This is a genomic window from Allobosea sp. NPDC055353 (genome assembly GCF_053644975.1).
Genome location: NZ_JBSHMC010000002.1, coordinates 213,486 through 230,549, shown reverse-complemented (window position 1 = coordinate 230,549; position 17,064 = coordinate 213,486). Strand labels below are relative to the sequence as shown.

Here is a 17,064-nt window from a genome sequence, read left to right as displayed (position 1 = left end):
CGGGAGATAAGCCGTGGAGAACGCGCTTCTCATCGGCCTGTCGCGTCAGGTGGCTCTGGCGCGCGAGCTGGACGTCATCGCCAACAACGTGGCGAATGTCGGCACCAATGGATTCAAGGCGCGCAGCGCCCGCTTCACTGAATTCCTCATGCCTGTCGCGAAGGCCGACGCCTTCAAGCCGGCCGACCGGCCCTTGTCCTATGTCGTCGACAAGGGCACGCCGCTCGACCTGTCGCAGGGCATGGTGGAGCTCACCGGCAATCCGCTCGACGTCGCGCTGAAGGGCGACAATTATCTCGTCGTGCAGACGCCGAACGGCGAGCGCTATACCCGCGCTGGCTCCCTGAGCCTCGACCGGCAGGGCCGGCTCGTCACGCAGACCGGCCTGCCGGTGATGGGCGAGGCCGGGCCGATCGTCTTCGGTTCCAGCGAACATTCCATGCGCATCGCCGCCGACGGCACCGTCAGCAGCGACCAGGGCACGCGCGGCAAGCTGCGGCAGGTGCGCTTCGCCGATCCGGCGGCTCTGGCGAGCGAAGGCACCAACCTGTTCTCCTCGGCCACGCCGCCCCAGGCGGCGGGCGTCGAGGCGCGGCTGGAGCCGGGCGCGATCGAGCGCTCCAACGTCAAGGCCGTGGTCGAATTGACCCGCCTGATGGAGGTGCAGCGCAACTACCAGAGCGTCGCCAACATGATGAGCAAATCCGATGAGCTGCGCAGCCGGGCGATCTCGCGCCTGGCGGACCAGCAGGCCTGATAGGGAGCGAGCACCATGCGCGCCATGCAGACAGCCGCGACCGGCATGATGGCCCAGGAGATGAACGTCCAGGTCATCTCCAACAACATCGCCAACGTCCGGACCACCGGCTACAAGCGCCAGCAGGTTCATTTCCAGGACCTGCTCTACGAGAATTTCCGGCGCGCCGGCTCGGCCACCTCGGACCAGAACACCCAGGCCCCGGCCGGCACCTTCATCGGCTCCGGCGTCAAGACGGTCTCGACCGGCCGCGTCATGACCCAGGGCAATATCAGCCCGACGGAGAAGCCCTACGACGTCGCCATCCGCGGCGAGGGCTTCTTCCGCATCCGCATGCCCGATGGCCGCACCACCTATAGCCGCGACGGTTCCTTCGACCTCGACGCGCAGGGCCAGCTCGTCACCCGCGACGGCTACCAGGTCGAGCCCGGCATCACCGTGCCGAACAACGCCTCCAGCGTCAGCATCAACGCGCAGGGCATCGTCGAGGCGATGGTGCCGGGGCAGACCGCTCCGCAGCAGCTCGGCCAGATCCAGCTCGTGCGCTTCGTCAACAAGGTCGGCCTCGAGTCGATCGGCGACAACCTCTATATCGAGACTGCGGCCTCGGGCCAGCCGATCGACGGCTTCGGCGGCGGCGAAGGCTTCGGCACGCTGCAGCAGAACTATCTCGAAGAAGGGAATGTCCAAGCGGTGACGGAGCTTTCCTCCCTCATCGCCGCGCAGCGCGCCTACGAGATGAATTCCAAGGTCATCACCGCCGCCGACCAGATGATGTCGGCGACGACGCAGATGTTCCGCGGCTAAGGGGCGCGCATCATGATCCGCCTCTCCCTGATCGCCCTGGCTCTCTCCGGCACCGCCGCTCTGGCCGCGCCGCAGCAGGCTCAGCCCGCGCCGGTCGCTGTCGCCTCCGCCGTTGCGGCTCCTGCGGTCGCAGCGCTGCCGTCCAGGCTGCAATTGCGCTCCGAGGTCAATCTCGGGCGCGATCTCGTCACCTTCGGCGATCTCATTCCCGGCCTCTCCGGCGAGGCTGCGGCGACGGCTGCGTTCCGGGCGCCGGCGCTGGGCGAGACCGGCACGATCCAGGTCGCCCGCATCGTCGAGGCCGCCCGTGCGGCCGGCATCGTCCACGATGCCAACGAGCTCCGGAGCCAGGGTTTCGCGCAGGTGGTGGTGACGCGCTCGGCTCGCCGCATCACCGCGATGGACCTCGAGGCCGCCGTGAAGGCCGGGCTGCAGGAGCGTTTCGGCGTCGATGCCCGCATCTTCGCGCTGGCGATCGATGGCGGGGCACCGAGCATCGCCGTCGAGCCCGAGCTGACGGGCGACGTCGCCGTGGTCGAGCTCTCCTTCGACGCCCGCTCGCGGCGCCTGCAGGCCCGGCTCGCGGTGCCCGGCAGCGCGGCGATGCGGCTGAAGCCGCTGCGCATCTCCGGCCAGCTCGTCGAGACCATGGAGGTCGTGGTGCCCCGGCGCCTGATCGCCCGTGGCGAGACGCTCGGCAAGGACGATGTCGTCATCGAGCGCCGCCAGCGCGAGGGGCAGGGCGGCGAGGTCATCGGCGATATCCGCGCCGCCATCGACAAGGTCGCGCGCCGCGCCCTGCTCGCCGGCGTGCCGCTGCGCGCAAGCGACGTCCAGCGCGAGGAGATCGTCGGCAAGGGCGATCTCGTCACCATCGTCTACGAGACGCCGGGCCTGCTGCTGACGCTGCGCGGCCGGTCCAACGAGGCCGGCGCGATGGGCGATGTCATCTCCATCACCAATCCCCAGTCCAAGCGCGTGCTGCAGGGCAAGGTGAGCGGTCCCGGGCGGGTTTCCGTCCAGCCTTCCGCCGCCGGCCGCGTCGCCAGCGCTCAGTGATCTCCATGGAAAGAGCCATGTTCGCCAACCGCCTCGCCAAGCTCTCCGGCCTCCTGCTGCTGACCGCCTCGCTCGGTGCCTGCGGTATCGGCGACCGCCTCGCCAATGTCGGCCAGGCGCCGACGCTGTCGCCGGTCGAGGACCCGACCGCCGCCAAGGGCTACAAGCCGGTGCAGATGCCGATGCCGGAGGTGTCGCACGCCTCCTATGCGCCGAACTCGCTCTGGCGCACCGGCTCGCGCGCCTTCTTCAAGGATCAGCGCGCGCGCAGGGTCGGCGACCTCGTCACCGTCAAGGTCAAGGTCACCGACAAGGCCCAGCTCAACAACACGACCAAGCGCAGCCGCAAGAACGGCGAGGATCTCGGCGCCGAGAACGCCTTGGGCTTCGAGAACAAGCTCGACGCCTTCCTGCCCAACGGCGCCAAGGCCTCCTCGCTGCTGAAGCTGGAATCCGACGGGTCCAGCGAGGGCGCGGGCTCGGTCAACCGCTCCGAGACGCTGGCGACCAATGTCGCCGCCGTCGTCACCCAGAACCTGCCCAACGGCAATCTGGTGATCGAGGGCAAGCAGGAGATCCGCGTCAATTTCGAGGTGCGCGAACTGATCGTCGCCGGCGTGATCCGGCCGGAGGATATCGAGTCCGACAACACGATCGATTCGACCAAGATCGCCCAGGCCCGCATCGCCTATGGCGGCCGCGGCCAGATCACCGATGTCCAGCAGCCGCGCTACGGCCAGCAGGTGATGGATATCCTGCTGCCCTTCTGACCCGTCCGTCCGCCCCTTCTACTCCGGCGGCCGTCTGAAGCAATTTTCTGCGCTTCCGGTGCTCACGGACATCAGTCCGCTGCGCTCCGGTTCTCGAAAACCGCTCCAGCCGACTCACCAGAGCGAGGAGACGAACGGACGGCTTCCACGAAATCCCGGACGGCGCGGAACGCTCCCCCTTGTCTCCGCGCCGACCGGCCGGCGGTCTCTCCCGAGCCGCCACCATCCCGGCCGCCTGCCACGCTCCCCAAGCCTTACAAGGCCGGCGGCCAGAAGCCCCGCGTCCTCCCGACGCGGGGCTTTTCGCGGTTCCCAAAAGGCGCCCCTCGCGCGGATAACCCCCTTCCAGCGCGGCTCTCCCTGAACCCGGCTATGACATCGCCCGGCGAGTTGACCTTCCGATATGCTTGAGCTGTGATGACGGTGGATCTGCTGCCGCGACAAGGTTTTGGCGGAGGCGCGCAGCCGGTTTTGTTATGCTTTGCGCGAGAGGAGTCCCGCCATGACGGCAGCCGTTCATCCCGCTGCTCCGCACGCGCTCCCATCCTTTATCACCGCGCCCGGCGAAACCGACGTCCTGATGGTGCTTGCGGGCCTCCTTCTTGTCGGAGCGATACTGGGCGTCGGCCTGCTCTTCCTGCGGCTGCACACCTTGCCGGAGCGCATGGCGCATAAGTCGGACAAGCTTCAGGTCGAGATCGTGGCGGTGCTCGGACTGCTTGCGCTGTTCACGCATATCCACCTGTTCTGGGTGGCCGGACTTCTGCTCGCCCTGATCGACCTTCCCGATTTTTCCGGAACGTTCGGCCGGATGGCCAGGGCCCTGGAGACGATCGCGGGCAAGGCTCCGGACGAAAGCGAGGAAACTGGCGCGCTAGTAGCGGAGGCGGCCGTCGCGGAGCCACCGGGGAGCTCGGAGTCCGCTGTCACGGAGAGCAAGGAGAAGGGTCATGCTTGAGCTTCTCATCTGCGCGCTCTTCACGATCTTGCCCGACTATCTCTATCGCCGGTACGGTCAGGGCAAGCGCTTCGGCCGCGAGATCACGCTGTTCTCGGTCTGGTTCGAACTGCGCTGGGGCATCGTGACCTGCGTCATGCTGACGGTGGCCCTGATCACGGTGATCTTCTACTACCATCCGTCGACGACGAGCGCGACGGTCTTCTTCCGGACGGTTCCGATCATCCCGGAGGTCAATGGCCGCGTCGCCGCAGTGCATGTCGGGCCCAGCCAGGCGGTCGCCAAGGGCGACCTCATCTTCACATTGGACAACAAGACCCAGGCCACGGCCGTCGAGGCGGCGCGCCGCAAGATTGCCGAAGCGGAAGCCGCACTCGTGGTCGCGAAGGCGGATATCCTCGCCAACGAGGGCAAGATCCAGGAGGCGAAGAGCTCCCTGCAGCAGGCCCTGGACGAAATACGGACCAAGACCGAGTTGCAGCGGCGCAATGAGAACGTGGTCGCCGCTCGCGAGATCGAGCGCCTCGAGAACATCGTTGCGGGGCGCGAGGCCGCGCTGCTGTCAGTGACGGCCGCAAGGGATGCCGAGCAGACCCGAATCGCGACGCTGCTCCCTGCCCAACGCGCCAGCGCCGAGGCCGCGCTGGCCCAGGCGGAGGCCGAACTGCAAAAGACGGTGGTGCGGGCCGGCTTCTCCGGGCGGGTGGAGCAGTTCACGCTTCGGGTCGGCGATGTCGTCAACCCGTTCATGCGCCCGGCCGGCATCATGATCCCCGAGGAAGCGGGGCGGGGACGGCTCCTGGCCGGGTTCAACCAGATCGAAGCGCAAGTGATGAAGATCGGCATGGTCGCCGAGGTCACCTGCATCTCGAAGCCCTGGGTGATCATCCCGATGGTGGTCACGAGCGTGCAGGACTTCATCGCCGCGGGCCAGGTCAGGAGCGGCGAACAGCTCCTCGATGCGCAGCAGGTGGTCCGGCCCGGAACCATTCTGACCGTGCTGGAGCCGTTGCATCAGGGCGGGCTCGATGGCGTGACGCCCGGCAGCAGCTGCGTCGCCAATGCCTATAGCAGCAACCACGACATCATCGCCGCCAAGGAAACCGGCACGCTGCGCCGCATCGCACTCCACGCCGTCGACGCGACCGGGGTGGTTCACGCCGTGCTGTTGCGCATCCAGGCGCTGGTGCTGCCGGTCAAGTCCCTCGTCTTCAGCGGGCACTGAAGGCGGGAGGCTCCGCATCCAGCGTTGCGGGGGCTCTGCATCGCTTCGCGGCAGTGGCTTTCAATGGCCTGCCGCGAGCTTTCCGTCGCTCTTGTCGTGGACGGCGAGGCGCTCGACCATGGTGGCGCTCGCCTGGTTCATGCCGATGATCTCGACGGCGATGTCGTGGTGCCGGAACTTGAGCACGACGCGATCGAGGGCGTTGATGGCCGTGATGTCCCAGAAATGCGCGGCACTCAGGTCGATGACGACGCTCTTCACCTCCTCCTCGCGGAAGTCGAAAGCGGCGTGGAAGGCTTCGGCCGTGGCGAAGAAAATCTGCCCGCCGACGCGGTAGATGCGCTTCTCGCCGGCGCGCTCCGAGGCGACGGCGAAGAAGCGCGTGACCTTATGGGCGAAGAACAGCCCGCTCAGCACGACGCCGAAGAGCACGCCCTTGGCGAGGTCATGCGTGGCGACGACGACCGCGACCGTGCCCAGCATGACGAAGCTGGAGCTTTTCGGATGGATCAGCAGCGTTTTCAGCGAGCGCCACTGGAAAGTGTTGATAGAGACCATGATCATCACCGCGACGAGGGCTGCCATCGGGATCTGGGCGACATAGGGGCCGAGCACCACGATCAGGAACAGCAGGAAGCCGCCGGCCCACAGGGTCGAGAGGCGGCCGCGACCGCCCGACGAAACGTTGATGACGGACTGCCCGATCATGGCGCAGCCCGCCATGCCGCCGAAGCAGCCGGCGGTGATGTTGGCGAGGCCCTGGCCGGCGCATTCGCGGTTCTTGTCGGAGGTCGTGTCGGTCATCTCGTCGACGATCGCCGCGGTCATCAGGCTTTCGAGCAGGCCGACCATGGCGAGCGTCAGCGCATAGGGCGTGATGATCTTCAGGGTCTCGAGGGTGAGCGGGACCTGCGGGAGCGCGAAGAAGGGCAGTTCGCTGGGCAGCGCCCCCATGTCGCCGACGGTGCGGATACCAAGGCCGAAATACATCGAGATCGCGGTCATCACGATGATCGTGACCAGCGGCGACGGCACCGCCCGGGTCAATCGCGGCAGCAGGTAGATGATCGCGAGGCCGGCCGCCGTCATGGCGTAGACGATGGGGCCGCGCCCCAGCAATTCGGGCATCTGGGCCAGGAAGATCAGGATGGCGAGCGCATTGACGAAGCCGGTCACGACCGAGCGCGAGACGAAGCGCATCAGGTTGCCGAGCTTCAGGATGCTGGCGATGATCTGGAAGAGGCCGGTCAGGAGCGTTGCCGCCAGCAGGTAATCGAGGCCGTGCTGCTTCACCAGCGTGGTCATCACCAGGGCCATCGCGCCGGTCGCGGCCGAGATCATGGCCGGGCGCCCGCCGGCAATGGCCGTGATGACGGCGATGCAGAAGGAGGCATAGAGCCCGACCTTCGGATCGACGCCGGCGATGATCGAGAAGGCGATGGCCTCCGGGATCAGGGCGAGCGCGACGACGGTGCCGGCGAGGAGCTCGCGCGTGATATTCGGAGCCCATTCGCTCCGCAGATGAGAGATGGTCATGACGCAGGTTTCCCGCCCGGCAAGGCCGCAGCCTCCGGGCAAACAGAATCGGCCGCGGTTGAGCGGCAGCGAATGAGGGAAGCCGGCGCCTAGGGCGGGCTCAGGCGCGTGCGGAAGAACCTGATGAGCGCGATCATGCCGCGAGGCATAGCAAATTCATGCGGCAGAGCAACGACGCTGGGCGCGTGAGGGCTATGCGGGCTTCTGCGAGCCGGCGCCCGGGAACAATGTTTCGGCCTGTTCCCGGCTGCATTCGGTGAGGTCGCCATTCGCGGTCTTGTGCGTGTGGCAGCGCACATCGTCGCGGGCGCAAGCCGAGATCGTGAGCATCAGGAACAGGCTGGCGACCAGATTCCGCCACATGATCGATAGTTCTCCGTTAGCCCTCGGAGCGGCCTGCGGCATCGCGGTTGCGTTCGTATCGCTTCGTCAGCGGGAAGGGCGGAAGCCAGGCTTCGCGACGGATGGTCCAGAGTTCGTAGGTCGGCACGAACTGGTCTGGCGCATCCAGCGAGCCGAGATTGATCTCCACCTCGTCGCCGCTGCGTCCGAAGACCGTGGATCCGCAGCGGGGGCAGAAGAAGCGGCCGTCATAGTCGCGGGCTTCGCCCTCGATCGTCACCGCGTCCTGTGGGAAGATCGCCGACGCGTGGAAGAGGGCGCCGTGATATTTGCGGCAATCGAGGCAATGGCAGAGGCCGACCCGGTAAGGGCGCCCCGACGCCACGACCCGCAGGTCGCCGCAGCGGCATCCACCTGTGAAACGATCCATGCAGCGTCTCCTCCTCGATCGGCGGTTGTCGCCGCGAGGTTAGGGCAGGCCGCTTCCTGAAGGAACGGGTCGTCGAAGCACGGCGTTCACGCAAAAGGCCCCGCGCCTGCCGGCGTGGGGCCTTTCGAAAAGCTGGGCAGGTTCGCCGCGGCTCAGTCGTCGCGGAAGACACGCTCGTTGCGCTCGTGGCGCTCCTGCGCCTCCAGCGAAAGCGTCGCGATCGGGCGGGCTTCCAGGCGCTTCAGCGAGATCGGCTCGCCAGTCTCCTCGCAATAGCCGTAGGTCGCGTCGTCGATCCGGGCGATGGCCGCGTCGATCTTGGCGATCAGCTTGCGCTGCCGATCGCGGGCGCGCAGCTCGATGGCGCGGTCGGTTTCGGACGAGGCCCGGTCGGCGATGTCCGGGTGATTCTCGCTCTCTTTCTGCAAGGTCAGCAGGGTTTCCCTCGCTTCCCGCAGGATCTCGTCCTTCCAGGCGAGGAGCTTGCCGCGGAAATACTCGCGTTGACGGTCGTTCATGAACGGCTCGTCATCGCTCGGCCTGTAATCCGCCTCGAGGATGATCTGCTTCGACATGGGCGCTCTCTCAGTTGTCGACTCGCGCACCCATCGGCTGTGCCGCGGGAGGGGAGCCGATTTGGCGCCCTTATAGCGATCCGTTTCAACTGGAACAATCGCTTCCGACAGGGCTTCAACGGCTTCGTGAAAACATGCGGTCTGGCGCCGATTTTCGACGAAAACGGCGGGATTCAGATCAATTCAGCTTGCGGATCGCCTCGGCGATGTCGGCTTCGACCAATCTGGCGATCGGTTGCCGATAGTGACTATGGTCGAAGAACAGCTTGGGATCGCGCAATTCAGGCCTGTCGACCCGCCAATCGACCAGCGCCGTGCGCGGGCGGCGGGCCGCCAGATCGGCGAAGGCCTTGCGGCAGGCCGCATCGGCTGCGGCATCGCGCGTGCCGGGTTTCGAAAGGGCGGTGACATAGACCGGCGGGCGCAGGAGAATCAGCGCGGTCTCGGCGGGGGCCGCCTTCATCAGCTCTTCCAGCCCCGTCACGGCCGGGAACGGGCCGTCGACATTGCCGCCGCCGGCCTCGATCGGCTTCTGCAACCGGGCGATGATCTCCGGATTGGTGCCGTAACGCTGCACGCCGTAGTCCGATTCGTAGTCCCAGTAGCCGTCCGGGCGGGCGCGCTCGGCCTTGCGCGAGGTCAGGTAGGAGATGCGGCGTGGCAACTCCTCCAGCAGGTCGAAGCGCATCAGTCCGCCGACATACTCGGACAGGCTGCGGCTCATGAGCCAGAAGGGGAAGGGCTTCTCGTTGGGCAGGGCCGGGTTCGCCGTGCACCAGTAATTGTCGATGCCGACCACGATCGCCTTCGGCGGCGTCGCGCGATGATGGCGCAGGAACCAGTCGATCGCCGCGAAGATCTCCTTGGGCTGGGTCGCCGGCGCGATCAACGAGACGAAGGGGATGCCGGTCTTCGCACGCAGCTCCTCCGGAGAGATCAGCTGGATATGCGAGTTTCCGAAGAGGGCGCCGGTGAAGCGCGGGTCGCGCCCGCGGCTCGCCAGCGCCGTGCGCGGGCCCTGCGGGCGTACGCCGTCCCCGAGCTTCAGCGGCGAGCGGCCGGAATCGTAGGGGTCGATCAGGAAGGCGGCCGCGAGGAAGGCGGCCGAGATCAGCACCGCCGCTGCCAGGAAGGTGCCGGTGAAGCCCGTCCATTTCGCCGCCCGGGCGGCCGTGCCGGCCGGCTCAGAACTGGAAGTAGATGAACTCATAATTGGCGTCTTCGCCGATCTTCAGCAGGATGATGACGAACAGGAGCCCGGCGAGGATCGCGAGCCAGCGGGCCGGCGGCAGCTTATGGACGAGGTTCCAGGCGGTGGGGCCGATGATGGCGAAGGCTGCCGCCGGCAGCAAAGCACGCCATTTGAAGCCGGTGCCGATCGGGCCGAGCCCGAACAGGCCCTTGTAGATCGCCAGCGCGGCCTCGAAATTCGTCGCCCGGAACAGCACCCAGCAGAGCATCACGAACAGGAAGGTCAGGATCCAGCCGAGCGCTGCCGGCATCGGCAGGCCGGCGCGGCGCCAGAACAGGGCGACGATCAGCGCCAGTCCATGCGCCACGCCCCAGGCGACGAAGGTGAGACCGGCGCCGTGCCAGAGCCCGCCCAGCGCCATGGTCGCGAACAGCGCCCAGATCTGGGTCGGCAGGCCGCTGCGCGAGCCGCCGAGCGGGATGTAGAGGTAATCGCGCAGGAAGCGCGACAACGTCATGTGCCAGCGGCGCCAGAAATCCTGGATCGAGAGCGAGCGATAGGGCGCTTCGAAATTCTGCGGCAGCACCACGCCGAAGAGCAAAGCGAGGCCCAGCGCCATGTCGGTGTAGCCGGAGAAGTCGAAATAGATCTGGAAGGTGAAGGCGAGCGTCGCCTGCCAGGCTTCCATCAGGCTGATGACCTTGCCGGCCGCCGCGGCCGCGAAGACCGGGTTGGCGTATTCGGCGAGGGGATCGCCGATCAGCACCTTCTTGGCGAGGCCGAAGGTCAGCAGCATCAGGCCGCGCGCGATCCGCTCGGCCGCGTCCGGGCGCTGATAGGGTCGCTCGTCGAGCTGGTGCATGATCTCGCGCCAGCGCACTAGGGGGCCGGCGAGCACCTGCGGGAAGAAGGCGATGTAGAGCGCATAGCGGACGAGATCGTAGCGCGGCGCCTGCCCGCGCCGCAGATCGGTCAGGTACATGATGTGGTGGAAGGTGAAGAAGGAGATGCCGAGCGGCAGCGCGATGTCGAATTTCGGCGCCGGCAATCCCGGAATCATTCCAGCGAGATCGGCGAAGAAGTTGAAGTACTTGAACACCGCGAGAACGGCGAGGTTCAGGACGATCGCAAGCGTGATCAGCGCGCCCGCCTTCGTCTTCTGGAAGGCCTCGGCAATCAGCCAGTTCAGCCCGATCGAGAGCGCCAGCAACGGCAGGAAGCGCCAGTCCCAATAGCCGTAGAAGGCGAAGGACAGCGCCACAAGCACCGGCAGCCTCAAGCGCGGCGCAAAGCGCTCCGCCGCCCAGTGGAGGGCGAGCGCCAGCGGCAGGAAGGCAAGCAGGAAGACGAAGGAGTTGAAAAGCATCGGGCGGGGAGCGGATCAAAGGATGGCTGCCGCCTTAGACCATTATCGGCGGCGAGTCATGTCGGGGCTGGTGCGGCGCGGGAGGGTGAAAGAAGGCAGACGCAGCGGGCTTCTTCCTCCGTTATTTCAATCAATCGATTGATTGAAATAACGGAGAGTGTTATGGAAGCGGCATGAAAGCTATTTCCGACAGCGATGCGGGGACGCGCGAGGCGCTGATTCGCGCTGGGCTCGATCTGTTCGGCCGGCACGGCTTCGAGGCGAGCTCGATCCGCCAGATCGCCCGGGCGGCGGGCGCCAACAGCGCCGGCATCGCCTATCATTTCGGCGGCAAGGACGGCCTGCGCCAGGCCTGTGCCGAGGCCGTGGTCGCGACGATGAAGCAGCGGGTCTTCGGGGCCGCTGCCGCGATGCCGCCATTCGACGGGCTCGCGCCTGAGATGGCGGTGGAGCTGCTGCTCGGCATCGTCGGGCGCGTCACCGCCTTCGCCACGCAGGCGCAGGAGAGCGAGACGATCGCCCGCTTCGTCCTGCGCGAGATGATGGAGCCGACCTCCGCCTTTGAGACGCTCTACGACGGGCTGGTCGGCCCGGTCCATGGGCAGGTCTGCCGGCTCTGGGCGGCGGCGACCGGGATGGAGCCGGAGGCCGAGGCAACCAGGCTCGCAGTCTTCGCGACGATCGGGCAGGTGCTCTATTTCCGATTGGCGCGGCCGGCCGTGATGCGGCGGATGGGCTGGAGCGCGATCGGCCCGGCTGAGAGCGAGGCGATCGCCGGAATCATCCGTGCCAATGTCCGCGCCAGCATCGCCAGCATGCGGGAGAACAGGTCATGATCCTCGGCTTCCTCTGTTCCTTCGGATTGATCGCGGCGAGCTTCTCGGCCTGCGGCGGCGATACGGTCCGGATCGCCGGCTATGTCGAGGGCGAATATGTCCGGCTCGGTCCGATCGACACCGCCCGGATCGAGCATGTCGATGTCCGCCGGGGCGATCGCGTCGAGGCCGGCAAGGTCGTCGCCGGACTGGAGACGACCGATGCGGAGAACGCGGTTCGGGAAAGCGAGGCGCGACTGGTCCAGGCTCAGGCGCAGCTCGACAATCTGCGCATCGGCAGGCGGCCGGAGGAAATCGCAGTGATCGAGGCCAATCTGGCCTCCGCCAAGGCGCAGCAGCGTGAGGCCGAGCGGGCTCTTGATCGCCGGCAGGACCTGCTGCGGCGCGGCGTCTCGACCCAGGCCGATTTCGACCAGGCGGAAACGGCGCGCGATGTCGCCGCGGCGAGCGTCCGCCAGAATGCCGCGAATCTCGATGTCGCGCGCCTGCCGGCACGGCCGGACGAGATCAAGGCGAGCGAGAACGCGGTCGAGCAGGCCAAGGCCGCCCTCGCACAGGCGCAGTGGCGCCTGTCGCAGCGCCAGCTCGTCACGCCCTCGGCCGGGCGGATCAGCGACGTGCTGCGCCGGGTCGGCGAACTCGCCGGGCCGAGCGCGCCGGTGCTGCTGATGCTGCCGGACGGCGCCGCCAAGCTGATGCTCTATGTGCCGGAGATCAGGATCTCGGGTGTGACCACGGGGATGAAACTCGATGTCCGCTGCGACGGCTGCGCCCCCGGGCTGACGGCGACCGTGACCTATGTCTCGCCCGAGCCGGAATTCACACCCCCGGTGATCTATTCGGCGCAGACGCGCCAGAAGCTGGTCTATCTGGTCGAGGCGCGGCCGGATGGCGGCCCGCAATCGGCCCTGCAACCCGGCCAGATCGTCGACGTCACGCTCAGGGGGCAGCGGTGAGCGCGCCGCTTGCCATCGACGTGCATGGGATGACCAAGCGCTTCGGCAAGCGCACGGTGGTCGACGATGTCAATCTCGCGGTGGCGACCGGTGAGATCGTCGGCTTCCTCGGCCCCAACGGCTCGGGCAAGACGACGACGATCCGGATGATCTGCGGCCTGCTCAGGCCCGATGCCGGGGAGGGCACCGTGCTCGGGCTCGACGTCCGCACGCAGAGCGCCGCGATCAAGCGCCAGGTCGGCTACATGACCCAGCGCTTCTCCTTCTACGAAGACCTGACCATCGCCGAGAACCTGACCTTCGTGGCGCGGCTCTACGAGCTCGATCCGGTCGACGAGGCGGTGGCGAAGACGCTCGACGGGCTGGGCCTGACCTCGCGCAAGGACCAGCTTGCCGGCACGCTCTCCGGCGGCTGGAAGCAGCGGCTGGCGCTCGCCGCCTGCATCATGCACCAGCCCAAGCTTTTGCTGCTCGACGAGCCGACCGCCGGCGTCGATCCCAAGGCGCGGCGCGAGTTCTGGGACGAGATCCATCGCCTCGCCGGCGATGGGCTGACCGTGCTCGTCTCGACCCATTACATGGATGAGGCTGAACGCTGCCATCGCATCGGCTACATCGCCTATGGCCGGATGCTGGCGACGGGGACGGTCGAGGAGGTGGTGAAGGGCTCCGGCCTTGTCACCTTCGTCGTCCATGGCGCGCTGAAGCCCGCCCAGATCCGGGCGCTGGAGGCGACTGAGGGCGTCGAGCAGGTGGCGCCCTTCGGCGCGACGCTCCACGTCGTCGGCACCGACCGGAGCAAGCTGGAGGCTGCGCTTGAACCGCTGAAGAGCGAGGCCGGCATCAAGGTCGAGCCCGGCGAGACCAGCCTCGAAGACGTCTTCATCAAGTTCATGACCGGCGCGCAGGAGCGGGCGGCGTGACCGGGCTGTTCTCGCCCCGCCGGCTCGGCGCGATCCTGGCCAAGGAGTTCGTGCAGATGCGGCGCGACCGCATCACCTTCGCGATGATGCTGGCGGTGCCGATCGTCCAGCTCCTGCTCTTCGGCTATGCGATCAACAACGATCCGCGCGGCCTGCCGGCGGCGGTCCTGGCGCTCGGGCAGGATCGCTATACCCGCGCCGTGGTCTCGGCGCTGGAGGTCTCGAACTATTACCGCTTCGGCGAGCGGCCGCAGAGCGCGGCCGAGGCCGAGAGCCTGATGGCGAAGGGCGAGATCTCCTTCCTCGTCACCATTCCCAGCGATTTCGGTGCCCGCGTCGAGCGCGCCGACGAGCCGCGCATCCTGGTCGAGGCCGACGCGACCGATCCGGCGGCGGCGAGCGGGGCGGTCTCGGCGCTCGGCACGATCGCAAGCCGGGCTCTGCTGCGGGCGCAGGGGCGCGAGCCGGTGACCGATCCGGCCGGTGGAGGGGGCGATACCCTCTCCTTCATCGTGCACCGGCGCTACAACCCGGAGAACATCACCCAGTACAACATCGTGCCCGGCCTGCTCGGCGTCATCCTGCAGATGACCATGGTGATGATGACGGCAATGGCGCTGACCCGCGAGATCGAGCGCGGCACGATGGAGAACCTGCTCGCCATGCCGGCGACGGCCGGCGAGATCATGCTCGGCAAGGTTTTACCTTATCTCGCCATCGGCGCGGTGCAGGTGGTGATCGTGCTGGGGGCGGCGAAGCTGCTCTTCGCCGTGCCATTCCTCGGCGGGCTCGGGCTGCTGCTCACCTGCGTGCTGGTCTTCGTGCTGGCGCTGGTGCTGCTCGGCTACACGATCTCGACGGTGGCGCGCACGCAGCTCCAGGCGATGCAGCTGACCTTCTTCTTCTTCCTGCCCTCGCTGATGCTGTCGGGCTTCATGTTCCCCTTCGCCGGCATGCCGGGCTGGGCGCAGACGCTGGGCGAGCTCTTCCCGCTGACGCATTTCCTGCGGATCATCCGCGCGATCATGCTGAAGGGCGCGGGCCTCGGCGATATCGGCGACGAGGTCGTCTATCTCGGCCTGTTCGTGCCGGTTTATGCGGGGCTGGCGCTGATGCGGTTCCGGAGCACGCTGGATTAGGGGCTTTCGTCCGTCGATCGCAATACACCCTTGTCATTCCGGGGCGTGCCGAAGGCACGAACCCGGAACCCACGACTGGGTGAGACATTTTATGCCGCCTTGCGAGCCGCTCACCCAGTCGTGGGTTCCGGGTTCTTCGCTGCGCGAAGCCCCGGAATGACAAGTTCTGCGGAGTTCAGAGCGGAATGTTGTCGTGCTTCCGCCAGGGTCGCTCGACGCTCTTGGTCCTGAGCATGGCGAGCGCGCGGGCGATGCGGCGGCGGGTCGAGTGCGGCATGATCACCTCGTCGATATAGCCGCGCTCGGCCGCGACGAAGGGCGACATGAAGCGGTCCTCGTATTCCTTGGTCTGGCGCGCGATCGTCTCGGCGTCGCCGCCGCGGAAGATGATCTCCACCGCGCCCTTGGCACCCATCACCGCGATCTGCGCCGTCGGCCAGGCATAGTTCACGTCGGCGCCGATATGCTTCGAGGCCATCACGTCATAGGCGCCGCCGAAGGCCTTGCGCGTGATGATCGTGACCAGCGGCACGGTGCATTCCGAATAGGCGAAGAGCAGCTTGGCGCCGTGCTTGATCAGGCCGCCATATTCCTGGGCCGTGCCGGGCAGGAAGCCGGGAACGTCGACGAGCGAGACGATCGGGATCTCGAAGGCGTCGCAATAGCGCACGAAACGGGCGGCCTTGCGCGAGGCGTCGGAGTCGAGCACGCCGGCGAGCACCATCGGCTGGTTGGCGACGATGCCGACGGTGCGGCCCTCGATGCGGCCGAAGCCGGTGACGATATTGCCGGCATAGGCTGCCTGGATCTCGAAGAAATCGCCCTCGTCGACCGTCTTCAGGATCAGCTCCTTGATGTCGTAGGGCTTGTTCGGATTGTCCGGGACGAGCGTGTCCAGGCTCATGTCGACGCGGTCGGGTACGTCGAAGGAGGGCCATTCCGGCACGCCGGCCGTGTTGTTGGCCGGCAGGAAGTCGAGCAGGCGGCGCACCTGCAGGAGTGCCTCGACATCGTTCTCGAAGGAGCCGTCGGCGACCGATGACTTGGAGGTATGGACCTTGGCGCCGCCGAGCTCCTCGGAGGTCACGGTCTCGTTGGTAACGGTCTTCACGACCTCAGGGCCGGTCACGAACATGTAGGAGGTGTCGCGGACCATGAAGATGAAGTCGGTCATCGCCGGGGAATAGACGTCGCCACCGGCGCAGGGCCCCATGATCACCGAGATCTGCGGGATCACGCCGGAAGCCTGGACGTTCCGCTTGAAGACCTCGCCATAGCCGCCGAGCGCCGCGACGCCTTCCTGGATGCGGGCGCCGCCGGCATCGAATAGGCCGACGATGGGCGCGCGCATCTTCAGCGCCATGTCCTGGATCTTGATGATCTTCTGGGCGTGCGTCTCGGAAAGCGAGCCGCCGAAGACGGTGAAGTCCTTCGAGAAGACGAAGACGGTGCGGCCGTTGACCGTGCCCCAGCCGGTGACGACGCCGTCGCCGGGGATCTTCTCAGCCTTGTCCATGCCGAAATCGACGGCGCGGTGCTGCACGAACATGTCGAACTCCTCGAAGGAGTCCTTGTCGAGCAGGAGCTCGATGCGCTCGCGGGCGGTGAGCTTGCCGCGCTTGTGCTGCGCCTCGATGCGGCGCTCGCCGCCGCCCTTGCGGGCGCCCTCGCGGCGGGTTTCGAGCTGTTCGAGGATGTCCTTCATGGCGGCAGGCTCCCGGCGGGCAAAACGCGTCTCGAAAGCCGGCTTAAGCGGCCATCGCGCATGAGTCCATTACGACGTTTGCTGAAGCGGGAACCGCAATCATGCGGAACGCGCGGCGGGATTGCCCACCTCGTCGTTCAGGCGAACCGCTTCCTGAACCAGCCTTGTCAGCAGTGCGGGGTCGACGCTGTCGCCCTCGCGCAATTCCCAGGTCGCCAGCTCGTATTTGCCGCCGGCCTTGAGGCGCGGCGCGAGCTCGCGCAGGCGCTTGCCGCGCCAGAAGCCGAAGAGGACGCGCTTCTCCTCGGCGCGGATGAGCAGAACCGGGCCGTTGGAGAAGTAGACGAGATGGGTCCATTTGATCCGCTCGTCGAGCGGGGCGGCGGCGCGGACCTCGTGTCGCAATTGCTCGACGAGGGCGCGCTGCCAGCCGGAGAGGGTTTCGACGTAAGCATCGGGAGATGTCGCCGCCGGCCCCATTTTCATCG

Annotated in this window: 18 protein-coding genes; 10 read left to right on the top strand and 8 right to left on the bottom strand. The window is 67.0% G+C overall.

Annotation, left to right across the window (positions count from 1 at the left end; translation table 11 throughout):
- Positions 1-13: 13 nt before the first annotated feature.
- The 6 genes from flgF (at position 14) to ACWIEX_RS14365 (ending at position 5,576) form a co-directional block, all read left to right on the top strand.
- Entirely contained in the window at positions 14-757 is a 744-nt protein-coding gene (gene flgF, locus ACWIEX_RS14390; protein WP_454033716.1) for a flagellar basal-body rod protein FlgF, read from the top strand.
- 15 nt (positions 758-772) lie between these two features.
- A complete protein-coding gene (flgG, locus tag ACWIEX_RS14385; protein WP_061966919.1) occupies positions 773-1,564 on the top strand; it encodes a flagellar basal-body rod protein FlgG in 792 nt (263 codons plus the stop codon).
- Positions 1,565-1,576: 12 nt separating this feature from the next.
- Positions 1,577-2,623 carry a flagellar basal body P-ring formation chaperone FlgA gene (gene flgA / locus ACWIEX_RS14380; protein WP_454033715.1) on the top strand — a complete coding sequence of 349 codons (1,047 nt, stop codon included), beginning with the start codon at positions 1,577-1,579 and terminating at the stop codon, positions 2,621-2,623.
- Positions 2,624-2,640: 17 nt separating this feature from the next.
- On the top strand, positions 2,641-3,393 hold the full coding sequence (flgH, locus tag ACWIEX_RS14375; protein WP_454033714.1) for a flagellar basal body L-ring protein FlgH: 753 nt from the start codon (positions 2,641-2,643) through the stop codon (positions 3,391-3,393).
- Between the two features lie 502 nt (positions 3,394-3,895).
- The gene (locus tag ACWIEX_RS14370; RefSeq protein ID WP_454033713.1) at positions 3,896-4,351 is read left to right on the top strand and encodes a hypothetical protein; all 456 of its coding nucleotides are present in this window, start codon (positions 3,896-3,898) and stop codon (positions 4,349-4,351) included.
- Positions 4,344-5,576: an HlyD family secretion protein gene (locus ACWIEX_RS14365; protein ID WP_454033712.1), complete on the top strand. Its 1,233-nt coding sequence runs from the start codon at positions 4,344-4,346 to the stop codon at positions 5,574-5,576. Before ACWIEX_RS14370 ends, ACWIEX_RS14365 begins: the two co-directional genes overlap by 8 nt.
- A gap of 60 nt (positions 5,577-5,636) precedes the next feature.
- Here ACWIEX_RS14365 and ACWIEX_RS14360 read toward each other — a convergent pair whose 3' ends face one another.
- The 6 genes from ACWIEX_RS14360 to ACWIEX_RS14335 all read right to left on the bottom strand — a co-directional run bounded on the left by ACWIEX_RS14360 (position 5,637) and on the right by ACWIEX_RS14335 (position 11,017).
- Positions 5,637-7,112, bottom strand: a complete 1,476-nt coding sequence (locus ACWIEX_RS14360; RefSeq protein ID WP_454033711.1) for a SulP family inorganic anion transporter — start codon at positions 7,110-7,112, stop codon at positions 5,637-5,639.
- A 192-nt stretch (positions 7,113-7,304) separates the two neighbouring features.
- Positions 7,305-7,475, bottom strand: coding sequence for a hypothetical protein (locus ACWIEX_RS14355; RefSeq protein WP_454033710.1), 171 nt, complete (start codon positions 7,473-7,475; stop codon positions 7,305-7,307).
- Between the two features lie 16 nt (positions 7,476-7,491).
- Complete coding sequence (locus ACWIEX_RS14350; protein ID WP_454033709.1) at positions 7,492-7,884, bottom strand: GFA family protein; 393 nt, start codon at positions 7,882-7,884, stop codon at positions 7,492-7,494.
- Positions 7,885-8,036: 152 nt separating this feature from the next.
- The gene (gene dksA / locus ACWIEX_RS14345) at positions 8,037-8,459 is read right to left on the bottom strand and encodes an RNA polymerase-binding protein DksA (RefSeq protein WP_454033708.1); all 423 of its coding nucleotides are present in this window, start codon (positions 8,457-8,459) and stop codon (positions 8,037-8,039) included.
- A gap of 178 nt (positions 8,460-8,637) precedes the next feature.
- The gene (locus ACWIEX_RS14340) at positions 8,638-9,669 is read right to left on the bottom strand and encodes a hypothetical protein (RefSeq protein WP_454033707.1); all 1,032 of its coding nucleotides are present in this window, start codon (positions 9,667-9,669) and stop codon (positions 8,638-8,640) included.
- Positions 9,644-11,017 carry an MBOAT family O-acyltransferase gene (locus ACWIEX_RS14335; RefSeq protein ID WP_454033706.1) on the bottom strand — a complete coding sequence of 458 codons (1,374 nt, stop codon included), beginning with the start codon at positions 11,015-11,017 and terminating at the stop codon, positions 9,644-9,646. Before ACWIEX_RS14335 ends, ACWIEX_RS14340 begins: the two co-directional genes overlap by 26 nt.
- Positions 11,018-11,190: 173 nt before the next feature.
- Between ACWIEX_RS14335 and ACWIEX_RS14330 the strand changes: the two genes are divergently transcribed.
- From ACWIEX_RS14330 to ACWIEX_RS14315, 4 genes are read left to right on the top strand one after another with little or no spacing between them, the layout of a single operon-like run.
- Positions 11,191-11,853: a CerR family C-terminal domain-containing protein gene (locus tag ACWIEX_RS14330; RefSeq protein WP_454033705.1), complete on the top strand. Its 663-nt coding sequence runs from the start codon at positions 11,191-11,193 to the stop codon at positions 11,851-11,853.
- The gene (locus tag ACWIEX_RS14325) at positions 11,850-12,809 is read left to right on the top strand and encodes an HlyD family secretion protein (RefSeq protein WP_454033704.1); all 960 of its coding nucleotides are present in this window, start codon (positions 11,850-11,852) and stop codon (positions 12,807-12,809) included. The genes ACWIEX_RS14330 and ACWIEX_RS14325 overlap by 4 nt, the downstream gene beginning before the upstream one ends.
- A gap of 29 nt (positions 12,810-12,838) precedes the next feature.
- Positions 12,839-13,732: an ABC transporter ATP-binding protein gene (locus ACWIEX_RS14320; protein WP_454034794.1), complete on the top strand. Its 894-nt coding sequence runs from the start codon at positions 12,839-12,841 to the stop codon at positions 13,730-13,732.
- Positions 13,729-14,871 (top strand): ABC transporter permease, encoded by a 1,143-nt coding sequence (locus tag ACWIEX_RS14315; RefSeq protein WP_454033703.1) that lies wholly within the window; start codon positions 13,729-13,731, stop codon positions 14,869-14,871. The genes ACWIEX_RS14320 and ACWIEX_RS14315 overlap by 4 nt, the downstream gene beginning before the upstream one ends.
- A 175-nt stretch (positions 14,872-15,046) precedes the next feature.
- On the opposite strand, the gene ACWIEX_RS14310 is transcribed toward ACWIEX_RS14315, so the two are convergent.
- Positions 15,047-16,576, bottom strand: a complete 1,530-nt coding sequence (locus ACWIEX_RS14310) for an acyl-CoA carboxylase subunit beta (protein ID WP_336814338.1) — start codon at positions 16,574-16,576, stop codon at positions 15,047-15,049.
- A 99-nt stretch (positions 16,577-16,675) separates the two neighbouring features.
- Positions 16,676-17,062: a DUF1801 domain-containing protein gene (locus tag ACWIEX_RS14305; protein ID WP_454033702.1), complete on the bottom strand. Its 387-nt coding sequence runs from the start codon at positions 17,060-17,062 to the stop codon at positions 16,676-16,678.
- Between the last annotated feature and the right edge of the window lie 2 nt (positions 17,063-17,064).